Origin of the sequence: Streptomyces sp. R35, from assembly GCF_041053035.1 — a bacterium.
GTDB lineage: Bacteria > Actinomycetota > Actinomycetes > Streptomycetales > Streptomycetaceae > Streptomyces > Streptomyces lutosisoli.
In genome coordinates this window covers 3,832,672-3,845,002 of the sequence record NZ_CP163440.1, presented here as the reverse complement: position 1 = coordinate 3,845,002, position 12,331 = coordinate 3,832,672, and the positions used below count along the sequence as shown (strand labels likewise).

The 12,331-nt window shown below is 70.3% G+C and carries 9 protein-coding genes; 8 read left to right on the top strand and 1 reads right to left on the bottom strand.

The window, feature by feature from the left end; genetic code table 11:
* Positions 1-5 precede the first annotated feature (5 nt).
* The 6 genes from AB5J50_RS17635 (at position 6) to holA (ending at position 7,380) form a co-directional block, all read left to right on the top strand.
* Positions 6-851: a DegV family protein gene (locus AB5J50_RS17635; RefSeq protein ID WP_327428651.1), complete on the top strand. Its 846-nt coding sequence runs from the start codon at positions 6-8 to the stop codon at positions 849-851.
* Between the two features lie 486 nt (positions 852-1,337).
* Complete coding sequence (locus tag AB5J50_RS17630) at positions 1,338-2,261, top strand: helix-hairpin-helix domain-containing protein (protein ID WP_369265427.1); 924 nt, start codon at positions 1,338-1,340, stop codon at positions 2,259-2,261.
* A gap of 161 nt (positions 2,262-2,422) precedes the next feature.
* On the top strand, positions 2,423-4,930 hold the full coding sequence (locus tag AB5J50_RS17625; protein WP_369265426.1) for a ComEC/Rec2 family competence protein: 2,508 nt from the start codon (positions 2,423-2,425) through the stop codon (positions 4,928-4,930).
* Positions 4,931-4,934: 4 nt separating this feature from the next.
* A complete protein-coding gene (locus tag AB5J50_RS17620) occupies positions 4,935-5,768 on the top strand; it encodes an arylamine N-acetyltransferase (RefSeq protein WP_369259151.1) in 834 nt (277 codons plus the stop codon).
* A 207-nt stretch (positions 5,769-5,975) separates the two neighbouring features.
* A complete protein-coding gene (locus AB5J50_RS17615) occupies positions 5,976-6,221 on the top strand; it encodes a hypothetical protein (protein ID WP_327428649.1) in 246 nt (81 codons plus the stop codon).
* A gap of 172 nt (positions 6,222-6,393) precedes the next feature.
* On the top strand, positions 6,394-7,380 hold the full coding sequence (gene holA / locus AB5J50_RS17610; RefSeq protein WP_327428648.1) for a DNA polymerase III subunit delta: 987 nt from the start codon (positions 6,394-6,396) through the stop codon (positions 7,378-7,380).
* Positions 7,381-7,803: 423 nt separating this feature from the next.
* On the opposite strand, the gene rpsT is transcribed toward holA, so the two are convergent.
* A complete protein-coding gene (rpsT, locus tag AB5J50_RS17605) occupies positions 7,804-8,070 on the bottom strand; it encodes a 30S ribosomal protein S20 (protein WP_327428647.1) in 267 nt (88 codons plus the stop codon).
* 224 nt (positions 8,071-8,294) lie between these two features.
* Between rpsT and lepA the strand changes: the two genes are divergently transcribed.
* Positions 8,295-10,163: a translation elongation factor 4 gene (gene lepA / locus AB5J50_RS17600; protein ID WP_369259148.1), complete on the top strand. Its 1,869-nt coding sequence runs from the start codon at positions 8,295-8,297 to the stop codon at positions 10,161-10,163.
* A gap of 263 nt (positions 10,164-10,426) precedes the next feature.
* Positions 10,427-12,313: a long-chain fatty acid--CoA ligase gene (locus AB5J50_RS17595; protein ID WP_369259146.1), complete on the top strand. Its 1,887-nt coding sequence runs from the start codon at positions 10,427-10,429 to the stop codon at positions 12,311-12,313.
* Positions 12,314-12,331 lie beyond the last annotated feature (18 nt).

The window sequence follows — 12,331 nt, the reverse complement described above, 5'->3', positions numbered from 1 at the left end:
AGCTCATGTCCCGCCATGTCGCTATCGTCACCGATTCAACGGCCTACCTGCCGCCGCTGACGATGGAGCGCCACGGCATCACAGCGGTGCCCCTGACCGTGGTCCTCGGTGACCAGGCGCTCGAAGAGGGCACCGAGATCTCGGCCCGCTCCCTGGCCCAAGCGCTGCAGAAGCGGCGCCCGGTCACGACGTCCCGGCCCAGCCCCGAGCTCTTCGCCGCGACCTACCGCAAGGTCGCCGAGTCCGGCGCCACCGGCATTGTCTCCCTCCATCTGTCGTCCGAGTTCTCGGGCACCTACGACGCCGCGGTGCTCGCGGCGCGGGAGGCGCCGGTGCCGGTGCGGGTGGTGGACACCGGGATGGTCGCGATGGCCCTCGGGTTCTGCGCGCTGGCCGCGGCCGAGTCCGCGGAGGCGGGGGGCACGATCGACGACGCGGTCACGGCCGCGGAGAAGCGGGCCGCGGGCACCTTCGCGTACTTCTACGTCGACACCCTCGACTATCTCCGCCGGGGCGGCCGGATCGGGGCCGCGCAGGCGCTGCTGGGCTCCGCGCTCGCGGTGAAGCCACTGCTGCAGCTGGACGACGGCCGCATCGAACTCCTGGAGAAGGTACGGACGGCGTCCAAGGCGATCGCCCGGCTGGAGGAGATCGTTGCCGTGCGCGCGGGCGACGCCCAGGTCGACATCGCCGTCCATCATCTGGCCGCCCCCGAGCGGGCCTCGGCACTCGCGGACCGGTTGCGGGCGCGGGTGCCCGGGCTGGCCGATCTGCATGTCAGTGAGGTCGGAGCGGTGATCGGGGCGCACACGGGGCCTGGGCTGCTGGGGGCGGTTGTCTCACCACGGTGAGAGCGCGCACCACACGTGTGGGTGAGGGAGTTATCCACAACTGGGCAGTAATCCACCGGAATTGAGCAAGATCATCGCGAAAGTGCCCGGGTGTCGGATCCTCGGCGCATGGCACTTCGATCACGCTCACGCACCGCCACACCGACCAGCGGCCCGGGTCGTGGCCCTGTCTCCGACGGCCGCAGCCGTCATCGCCGTCACCACCACCCGCGGAGCCGGACCCGACGTCGTGAGGCATCGGCCGAGGCCCTTCGTATGCGCGCGGAGGCGCTCTTCGCCGAAAGGGCCGGAGAGCGGCGGGAGTTGGGGAACGGGCCGCCAGGGGAGGATCGGGATGTGGGGGACGGCCCCAAGGCGACCACCGTGGTGGGGGTGGGTGTTGCCGATGTGCGGGGACTGGACAACCGTGTTCGCGAGGCCTTGGGCCGTGGTGGCTCCCGGGTACGCGGGACGTCGGACCTCGAAGGGGCCCAGGCGTACGGGTCGTTGAGCTCTGATGACTCCTGGGCAAGCGGGGCTGTGGCCCGCGGTGCGACGAGCACGCGCACGGGTGCGGGTGCGGCTGCGCCGGACGAGGGTGCTGCTGCTGACGCTGGAGCGCGCGGTGGAGTGCGTGTCGGCGCGCACGACGAAACTCACGCCGCCCACGTCGACGTCGCTTCAAGTACGGCGGAGTCGGGGGCGTGGCGGGACCGGGTCGGGCTCGCCGTCCGGGAGCGGATGCCGTTGTGGCTGCAGTCGAGCTGTGGTCTTGAGCGCAAGAACGTGGCCGCGCTGACCGTGCTGCTTGTCGTCGCCGCGGTCTTCGCCATGCAGCACTTCTGGGCCGGCAGGACTCAGTCGGTCCGAGCCCCCGAGGTGGTGCGGGCGGCGGCTCCGTACGGGGCGAAGACCGGACAGGGGGAGCGGTCGGACGCGGGACCGGATGCCTCGGCCGGAGCGCCGAGTCCCGCCGGAACAGCGATTGTCGTGGACGTCAGTGGCAAGGTGCGCAGCCCCGGGCTCCAGCGACTGCCGACCGGTTCCCGTGTCGAGGACGCCCTGCGCGCGGCGGGCGGGGTGCGCCCCGGCACGAACACCGAGGGTCTCAACCGTGCGCGGCTTCTCGTGGACGGCGAACAGATCGTCGTCGGTGCTCCCGCGTCCGCGGTGGGACCAGGCGCGGGCGGTGCGGGCCCAGTCGGCGCCGGTGGATCCGCCGCCGGTGCGGCACCCTCGGCTCCGGTCGCCCTCAACACGGCCACCGTGGACCAGCTCGACGGCCTCCCAGGCGTCGGCCCCGTCCTGGCCCAGCACATCATCGACTACCGCACCCAACACGGCGGCTTCCGCTCGGTCGACGAGCTCCGCGAGGTGAATGGAATCGGGGATCGCCGGTTCGCCGATCTGCGGAATCTGGTGCGGCCATGAGTGGGTCGGAGCGGCTGGAGCGGCCCGAGCGGATGGATGATCCGGAGCAGTCCGAAGTGTCGGGGGAGCCGGAGTGGCCGGGCGCGTCGGGAATGCCCGAGCGGCCGGAGGCTGCCGCGCCGGATCGTGCGCGTGTCTCGGGTGCCGCGAGCCGACGGACCGTGCATGCCGCCTCGGGCAAGCGGCTGGGGGCCTCGCATCCCCAGGAGGAAGGACCGGCGGATCTCCGGCTCGTGCCGCCCGCTCTGGCGGCTTGGGTGACGGCGGCTCTGACGATGGACGCCCTGCAGGGGTGGGTCGTGGGCGCGGTGGTGGTATCCGCCGTCGCGGGTGGTGCGCTGCTGCTGGCGGGGCGGAGAGGGTCGCGTGGCGCGGAGGGACGCGGGGGAGGGCGGTCGCTTTCGTGGCCGAGGGTCTCCGTTGCCGCCGTACTGCTCTGTGTCGCCGCGGCTGCGGCCTCCGCGGGCTTGCACGGGGCGGATCTGCGACGTGGGCCCGTGCCCACCCTGGCGCGGCAGTTCGCCAACGTGACCGCAGAGGTGGAGATCACCTCCGATCCACGGCTCACCCGGCCCCGGATCAAGGGGGATCACATGGCTCCGACGGCCGTACTGCTGGACGCGGAGGTCCGGCGGGTGACGCGGGCGGACGGGACGTTCGTCGCGACGCGTGCACCGGTGCTGGTGATCGTCGACGCGCGCTCGCCAAGGGGCTCGCCTCGGCTTTCCGGCGAGGGTTCGCCCTGGCTGTCGCTGCTGCCGTCCACGAGGTTGCGAGTGCCGGCTCGGCTGGTGCCGGCCCTGTCGGGCGGGGACGACATCGCGGCCGTCCTACGCGTGCGGGGCGGCGCGTCGCCCGAGGTGGTGGGAGAGCCGTCCGGGCCGCAGCGGTTCGCCGGCCGGCTGCGTGAGGGCCTGCGGGAGGCGACCGACGGGCTGGAGGCCGACGCGCGGGCGCTGCTGCCGGGGCTGGTCGTGGGGGACACCTCACGCGTCACACCGGAGTTGGACGACGCGTTCAAGGCGACCGACCTCACTCACCTACTGGCTGTCAGCGGGGGCAACTTCACGATCTTGCTCGCCCTGTTCATCGGGCCGCCGGGCCTCGCCCAGCGCGCCGAGCGGCGCGGTCTCGCACCGCGGCTCGGTGTTCCGCTGCGGGCGACCGCACTGCTCGGTGGAGTGCTCACGCTCGCCTTCGTGATCGTCTGCCGACCGGACCCGAGTGTGTTGCGGGCCGCGGCCTGTGGATCGATCGCGCTGCTCGCCATCGCGACCGGGCGCCGCAGATCGCTGATCCCCGCGCTGGCCACGGCCGTCCTGCTGCTGGTGCTGTACGACCCGTGGCTGGCCCGCAGCTACGGCTTCCTGCTCTCCGTTCTGGCGACCGGCGCCCTCCTCACGCTCGCCCCGCAGTGGAGTACGGCGCTCCAGAGGCGCCGTGTGCCGCCCCGTCTGGCCGAGGCGCTCGCTGCGGCCGCTGCGGCGCAGGCCCTGTGCGCACCGGTCGTCGCCGTCCTGTCGGCTCGGGTGAGCCTGGTGGCGGTGCCGTGCAATCTGCTGGCGGAGTTCGCGGTCGCGCCGGCCACGGTGCTGGGCTTCGCGACGCTGGCGACGGCCTCGGTGGCGCTTCCCGTCGCCAAGGCCCTGGCGTGGTGTGCGAGCTGGCCCGCCCGATGGATCGCCGGCATCGCGCGTACCGGCGCGGCTCTGCCCGGCGGGGGAGTGGACTGGCCGGGCACGTGGACGGGAGCGCTGTTGCTCGCTCTGGTCACGGCGGTGGTCGTGCTCGTCGGCCGACGGCTGCTGAGACACCCGTGGCTGAGTGGCGCCTGCGTGCTGCTGTTCCTGTTGGTCGTGGTGCAGCCGCCGCCTCTCACCAGGGTGATCACGGGGTGGCCGCCGCCCGGCTGGCGGTTCGCGATGTGCGACGTGGGGCAGGGGGACGCGACGGTGCTCGCGGCGGGCGACGGCACCGCGGTGGTGGTGGACGCCGGGCCCGACCCGGTGCTGGTCGACCGCTGCCTGAGCGCGCTCGGCGTCACCAGGATTCCGCTCGTCGTACTGACACACTTCCACGCCGACCATGTGGCGGGGCTGCCGGGCGTGCTGAGCGGGCGTTCGGTGGGCGCTATCGAGACGACCGGCTTCGAAGAGCCGCCGGACCAGGCCGAGTTCGTACGAAGGGAGGCGGCCGCACGGCACATCCCTGTGACCCGGGCCGTGGCGGGGGAGCGGCGGCGCACGGGAAGCCTCGACTGGCGGGTGCTGTGGCCGCCACCGAGCCCGGCCCCCACGCCGGACGGCCCGAACGACGCCAGTGTCGCCCTGCTCGTACGGTCGGCGGGGCTGCGGCTGCTGTTGCTCGGGGATCTCGAACCCCCGGCCCAGCAGGCCCTGTTGAGATCGCCGGCGGCGGAGGAGCTGGGAGCCGTGGACGTTCTCAAGGTCGCGCATCATGGCTCGGCCTACCAGGACCCGGACCTCATACGCAGGGTGGCCCCGCGGCTCGCATTGATCTCGTGCGGCAAGGACAACCCGTACGGGCATCCCGCGCCGAGTACGGTCGCGGCGTTGCGGGCCGCAGGTGCGGTGGTGCTGCGTACGGACCAGGACGGGGCGCTGGCCGTCGTCGGTGTGGGCGGAGGGCTGAGCGTGGCGAGAGACTGAACCCATGAATTCCGCACAGGCCGACGCCTACCTTCGCAGGATCGGGACCCAGTACCCCGCATGGCCCACGTCCGATGTGCTCCGCGAGCTTCAGCTGCGCCATCTGAAGACGGTGCCGTTCGAGAACCTGTCGATCCACCTCGGCGAGGAGATCGTGCTGGAGGAGAAGAGGCTGCTGGACAAGGTGGTGGGCGCTCGCAGGGGCGGCTTCTGCTACGAACTGAACGGGGCGTTCGGGGCGTTGCTGGGGGCGCTGGGCTTCGACGTGACGCTGCTCGCGGCGCGGGTGTACGGCGAAGAGGGGCGGCTCGGGATTCCGTACGACCATCTCGCGCTACGGGTGCGGACGGTGGACGGGGGCGACTGGCTGACCGATGTCGGGTTCGGGGCGCACAGCCTCCATCCGCTGGCCTTCGGGGAGCGGGGGGAACAGGAGGATCCCGGCGGCACGTTCCAGGTCGTCGAGTCGGGGCCGGACGCGGCGGGGGTACGGGGTGCCGGCGGTTCGCGGGAGGGTGTGGATCTCGACGTCGTCCGGGACGGCAAGGCGCAGTACCGCTTGGAGGTACGGCCGCGGGTGCTCGCGGACTTCGTCACCGGGGCCTGGTGGCACAGCACCTCGCCGGAGTCGCATTTCGCGCGGTCGCTGGTCTGTTCGCGGGTCACGGAGGACGGAGGGAGGATCACGCTCAGCGGCCGGAACTTCACGGTGACGACGGCTGAGAGGACGAAGACGGTGTCGGTACTGGCCACGGACGAGGAGGTGCTGGCCACGTATCGGGAGCGCTTCGGGATCGAGCTGGACCAGGTGCCGGAGGTGAGGAAGGCGCGGGAGTGAGGCAGGGGGAGTGACGTAGAGGGGGAGCAGAGGCAGAGGGGAGTGAGGCAGAGGGGGAGGAGCGGCCGTGTGTGTAGTGGCGGCACACGGGTGGGATCGACCTGGAATGTGGGGATTGTGCTCCAGGGCCGGCCGGCGTTCGGTCCTCGGTCGCCGTGATGGCCGACCCCGTCGTCGGGCCCACCGGGCGTATCGGAAAATGTCCATGTGAGCGATGTGAGACATGTGCTGGTGCTGCCCGACCGCGATGCTGCGGAAGAGGCGGCGGAGGCGCTCGGCGACCGGTTCAAACTCGATGAGGAGCCACAACTCGTACGGGACGCGCTGGCCGGTGAGGACGATGCCGAGGACGCGCAGTGGCTGGTGGTTCTGACGGACCCCGCGGAGCGGCTCGACCCGAAGGAGCTGGACGAGTTCGCGGGGGAGTGGGACGGCTGGCGGGAAGAGCCGTAGGGCTCCGCTGGGTGGAGTGGAGCCGGGAGACGCGGGGGGTTTCGTCGACTGGGGTCGACTGCGGGTCGGCTGTGGCTGGTCGCGCCCACGCGGCGGAGCCGCATATGTCACAGCCCCGCGTCCTTTGCGGGGTGGGATCGCGTTGTCAGTGGCGCGTGGGATGCTTTCGGTGATGGCCAGGAAGACTGCTAATGACGACCCTCTCGCCCCCGTCACGCTTGCCGTGGGCCAGGAGGACCTCCTGCTCGACCGTGCCGTTCAGGAGGTGGTGGCCGCCGCCAGGGCCGCCGACGCCGACACGGATGTACGGGACCTCACCCCGGACCAGTTGCAACCCGGCACGCTTGCCGAGCTGACGAGTCCGTCGCTCTTCTCCGAGCGCAAGGTCGTGGTCGTACGCAATGCGCAGGATCTTTCGGCCGACACCATCAAGGACGTGAAGGCGTACCTGGAGGCGCCGGCCGAGGAGATCACCCTCGTGCTGCTGCACGCGGGTGCGGCCAAGGGCAAGGGGCTGCTCGATGCCGCGCGCAAGGTGGGGGCGCGGGAGGTGGCGTGTCCCAAGATGACCAAGCCCGCGGATCGGCTGGCGTTCGTGCGGAGTGAGTTCCGGGCGCTGGGGAGGTCGGCCACGCCGGAGGCCTGTCAGGCGCTCGTCGACTCGATCGGGAGTGATCTGCGGGAGCTGGCGTCCGCGGTGTCTCAGCTGACCGCGGATGTCGAGGGGACGATCGACGAGGCGGTGGTCGGGCGGTACTACACGGGGCGGGCCGAGGCGTCGAGTTTTACCGTGGCCGACCGGGCCGTGGAGGGGCGGGCGGCGGAGGCGTTGGAGGCGTTGCGGTGGTCTCTGGCGACTGGGGTTGCGCCGGTCTTGATCACGAGTGCGTTGGCTCAGGGGGTGCGGGCGATTGGGAAGCTGTCCTCCGCGCGTGGGGGGCGGCCGGCTGATCTTGCGCGGGAGCTGGGGATGCCGCCGTGGAAGATTGATCGGGTGCGGCAGCAGATGCGGGGGTGGACGCCGGATGGGGTTGCTGTTGCTTTGCGGGCGGTTGCCGAAGCCGATGCCGGGGTCAAGGGTGGGGGGGATGATCCTGAGTACGCCCTGGAGAAGGCGGTCGTTGCGATTGCCCGGGCTGCTCGGTCGCGCCGGGGCTAGCGCCTCCGGGGTGGGCTGAGCTGGGCTTCTTCGCCCCCGCCGCCCCTACCCGTCCCATCCCGTTCCTGGGGGCTGCGCCCCCAGACCCCCCTAAAAGATTGCGCAGTTCCCCGCGCCCCTGAATGTGGCCGCGGGTGGGTGCGGGCTGGTCGCGCCGGTCCCCGCGCCCTGAAGAACCGGGGCGGGCGGAGGATCGCGGGGCGCAGCCCCGTGCCTTCAGGGGCGCTGCACGCCGAAGACCCCGCTCGTCCTCCTGGGGAAGGAGGGGAACGGGGTCTCGGTTTGAGATCTTGGAGCCGTGCCCGCGTGGCGAACGCAGGCCGCGCACGGATCCGGGGGTGCCGGGCAGGAGCGGAAGAGAGGGCCCGCTGGGTCCTTTCCGGCGGTCAAGTCAGGGGTTGAGCCCCGGAGGGCTCAGCCGACTCAGCCCTTGAGGGAAGCGACCTTCGAAGCAAGCGCCGACTTCTTGTTGGCGGCCTGGTTCTTGTGGATGACGCCCTTCGAGACAGCCTTGTCGAGAGCGCGCGACGCGGCGCGCGTGTACTCGGTGGCCTTCTCGGCGTCACCCGCGGCAGCGGCCTCGCGGGCCTTGCGGATCGCGGTCTTCAGGGAAGACTTGACGGCCTTGTTGCGCAGCCGGGCCTTCTCGTTGGTCTTGATCCGCTTGATCTGGGACTTGATGTTCGCCACGAATGAGCCTTTACAGGTTCAGGCGCGCGAGACAGCACGTCTCACTCGCCGTTTGATTTCCTTGGGGTGTGCCTCCTGCAGAGAGGGCATGAGACACAGCCACTCAGGCTACCAGGGGACGTGCGACCGGCCCAAACCGGTCGCAGGTCCCCACCCGTGGGACCATGGAGCCTACGTATCGATCCGACCCGAGGCGACAGGCGCCTCAAGAGACAGGACCCTGCGTGCCCGCGACCCCTAACAATGTGCCCGAGCCGAGCCGTACCGCCCCGGCTCTGATTCGCAATTTCTGCATCATCGCGCACATCGACCACGGCAAGTCCACGCTCGCCGACCGCATGCTCCAGCTGACCGGGGTGGTGGACCAGCGGCAGATGCGCGCTCAGTACCTCGACCGTATGGACATCGAGCGCGAGCGCGGTATCACGATCAAGTCCCAGGCGGTCCGGCTGCCCTGGGCCCCGACCGAGGACCCGGGCACCACCCACATCCTCAACATGATCGACACCCCCGGGCACGTGGACTTCACGTATGAGGTGTCCCGTTCGCTGGCCGCCTGCGAGGGGACCGTTCTCCTCGTCGACGCCGCCCAGGGCATCGAGGCCCAGACCCTCGCCAACCTCTACCTGGCGATGGAGAACGACCTCAAGATCATCCCCGTACTGAACAAGATCGACCTGCCGGCCGCCCAGCCGGAGAAGTTCTCCGAGGAGCTCGCCAACCTCATCGGGTGCGACCCCGAGGACGTTCTCAAGGTCTCCGCCAAGACCGGCCTGGGCGTCGAGGCGCTGCTCGACAAGGTCGTCGCCGAGATCCCGGCCCCGGTCGGTGTCCAGGACGCTCCCGCCCGCGCGATGATCTTCGACTCCGTCTACGACTCCTACCGGGGCGTCGTGACGTACGTGCGAGTCATCGACGGGCAGCTCAACAAGCGTGAGCGCATCCGGATGATGTCCACGGGGGCCACGCACGAGCTCCTGGAGATCGGGACGAACTCGCCGGAGATGCTGCCCGCCGACGGGCTTGGTGTCGGCGAGGTCGGTTATCTCATCACCGGGGTGAAGGACGTCCGGCAGTCCAAGGTCGGTGACACCATCACCACCTTGAACAAGGGCGCGACCGAGGCGCTCGGCGGGTACAAGGACCCCAAGCCCATGGTCTTCTCCGGGCTGTATCCGCTGGACGGCTCCGACTACCCCGAGCTGCGCGACGCACTCGACAAGCTGCAGCTCAACGACGCCGCGCTCGTCTATGAGCCGGAGACGTCCGCCGCGCTCGGGTTCGGCTTCCGCGTCGGTTTCCTCGGGCTGCTGCACCTCGACGTCATCCGGGAGCGGCTGGAGCGCGAGTTCGGGCTCGACCTCATCGCCACCGCGCCGAACGTCGTGTACCGCGTCGAGATGGAGGACCGCAGCGAGCACGTCGTCACCAACCCGAGCGAGTTCCCCGAGGGGAAGATCGACAAGGTCTACGAGCCGGTCGTCCGGGCGACGATCCTCGCGCCCTCCGAGTTCATCGGTTCGATCATGGAGCTGTGCCAGACCCGGCGCGGCACCCTGCTCGGGATGGATTACCTGTCCGAGGACCGGGTCGAGATCCGGTACACGCTGCCGCTCGCCGAGATCGTCTTCGACTTCTTCGACCAGCTGAAGTCCAAGACCCGCGGCTACGCCTCGCTCGACTACGAGCCCACCGGCGAGCAGACCTCCAGCCTGGTCAAGGTCGACATCCTGCTGCACGGCGACAAGGTCGACGCCTTCTCGGCGATCACGCACAAGGACGCGGCGTACGCGTACGGTGTGCGGCTCGTCGCCAAGCTGCGCGAGCTCATCCCGCGGCAGGCCTTCGAGGTGCCGATCCAGGCGGCCATCGGCTCCCGGGTCATCGCCCGCGAGACCATCCGCGCCATCCGCAAGGACGTCCTCGCCAAGTGCTACGGCGGTGACATCTCCCGTAAGCGGAAGCTGCTGGAGAAGCAGAAGGAAGGCAAGAAGCGGATGAAGATGGTGGGCTCTGTGGAGGTTCCGCAAGAGGCCTTCATCGCCGTGCTGTCCAGCGACGACAGCGGTGGCGCGGCCAAGGGCAAGAAGTAGCCACCGGGCTAGCCACCGTTACCCCCGGAAACTCGGGCACAATGCGGGCTCGTCGCGCTTCGGCGCGGCGAGCCCGTACGCGTGCGTAGCTTCGCTCTCTGTAGGAAGTGACAGGCCGCCGCCCCTTACGCGCCGGGCGGTCGCGCCTTACTCTGATCTCTGCTCGATGGTTACTCGCGAGTTAAACAACAGCCGCAACCAGCCAGCCGCACAGCAGTCGGTCGAGCCAGACGCACGCACTGTCGCGGGCCCCGGAGGATGTCGTGAGCGACACACAGACCCTGATCGAGAACCGTCCGCCGTCCGTGGCGGGCCTCTTCCTGGAGCGCGTGGCGGCCACGCCGGACGGCGAGGCCTACCGCTACCCGGTGCCAGCCGCCTCGGGCGACGGGCCGGACGAGTGGAAGTCGCTGAGCTGGGCGCAGGCCGCCGAGCGGGTCTTCGCCATCGCGGCCGGACTGATCGAACTGGGCGTACAGCCGGAGCAGCGCGTCGCGCTCGCCTCCTCCACACGGGTCGAGTGGATCCTGGCCGACCTCGGCATCCTGTGCGCGGGCGCGGCCACGACGACCGTGTATCCGCAGACCAACGCCGCGGAGTCGGCGTTCATCCTCTCCGACTCCGAGAGCAAGGTCCTCATCGCGGAGGACGCGGCCCAGCTCGCGAAGGTGATCGAGAAGCGCGCCGAGCTGCCCGAGCTCACCCACGTGGTCGTCATCGACCCGAAGGGCGTGGAGCCTTCCCAGGAGGAAGGCGACTGGGTCCTCACGCTCGCCGAGCTGGAGGCCCGCGGCGCCGCCTACCTGGAGAAGAACGCCGACCTGATCAAGGAGAAGGTCGGCGCGATCACCGCCGATCAGCTCGCGACCCTGATCTACACCTCGGGCACCACGGGCCGCCCCAAGGGCGTCCGTCTTCCGCACGACAACTGGTCGTACATGGCCAAGGCCATCGCCTCGACAGGACTGCTCGGCCCCGACGACGTGCAGTACCTGTGGCTGCCGCTCGCGCACGTCTTCGGCAAGGTGCTCACCTCCGGCCAGATCGAGGTCGGACACGTCACCGCCGTCGACGGCCGTGTGGACAAGATCATCGAGAATCTGCCGGTCGTGCAGCCGACGTACATGGCGGCCGTCCCGCGCATCTTCGAGAAGGTCTACAACGGGGTCGCGGCGAAGGCGCGGGCCGGTGGCGGCGCCAAGTACAAGATCTTCCAGTGGGCCGCCGAGGTCTCCCGCGAGTACGCGAAGGCCAGCCAGGACAACTTCCGCCGCACCGGCACCGCCTCCGTGCCCTTCGCGCTCGGCGCCAAGCACAAGGTCGCGGACGCGCTCGTCTTCGCCAAGATCCGTGAGGCCTTCGGCGGCAACCTGCGCGCCTGCGTCTCGGGCAGCGCGGCGCTCGCACCCGAGATCGGCTACTTCTTCGCCGGCGCCGGCATCCACATCCTGGAGGGGTACGGCCTCACGGAGTCCTCCGCCGCCTCCTTCGTGAACCCCGGCGAGGCGTACCGCACCGGCACGGTCGGCAAGCCGCTGCCCGGCACCGAGGTGCGTATCGCGGACGACGGCGAGATCCTGCTGCGCGGCCCCGGCATCATGGAGGGCTACCACGGGCTGCCCGAGAAGACCGCCGAGGTCCTGGAGCCGGACGGCTGGTTCCACACCGGCGACATCGGCGAGCTGTCGCCCGACGGCTACCTGCGCATCACCGACCGCAAGAAGGACCTCATCAAGACGTCCGGCGGCAAGTACATCGCGCCCGCCGAGGTCGAGGGCCAGTTCAAGGCCGTCTGCCCGTACGTCTCCAACATCCTTGTGCACGGCGCCGACCGGAACTTCTGCACCGCGCTCATCGCCCTCGACGAGCCGTCCATCCTCGACTGGGCCAAGGACAACGGGCTGGAGGGCAAGTCGTACGCCGATGTCGTCGCCGCGCCGGCCGCCGTCGCCCTCATCGAGGGGTACGTCAAGGAACTCAACGAGGGCCTCCAGCGCTGGCAGACCATCAAGAAGTTCCGTCTGCTGCCGCGGGACCTCGATGTGGAGCACGGGGAGATCACGCCGAGCCTGAAGCTGAAGCGGCCGGTTGTCGAGCGGGAGTACAAGCACCTCATCGATGAGATGTACGCGGGCTCGCGCGAGGCGTGACCTCAAGCCGCACCTGGG

Excerpts from the sequence above, each read along its gene's own strand:
- AB5J50_RS17620 (WP_369259151.1), top strand. The coding sequence starts at position 4,935 with ATGAATTCCGCACAGGCCGACGCCTACCTTCGCAGGATCGGGACCCAG.
- holA (WP_327428648.1), top strand. The coding sequence starts at position 6,394 with ATGGCCAGGAAGACTGCTAATGACGACCCTCTCGCCCCCGTCACGCTT.
- AB5J50_RS17635 (WP_327428651.1), top strand. The coding sequence starts at position 6 with ATGTCCCGCCATGTCGCTATCGTCACCGATTCAACGGCCTACCTGCCG.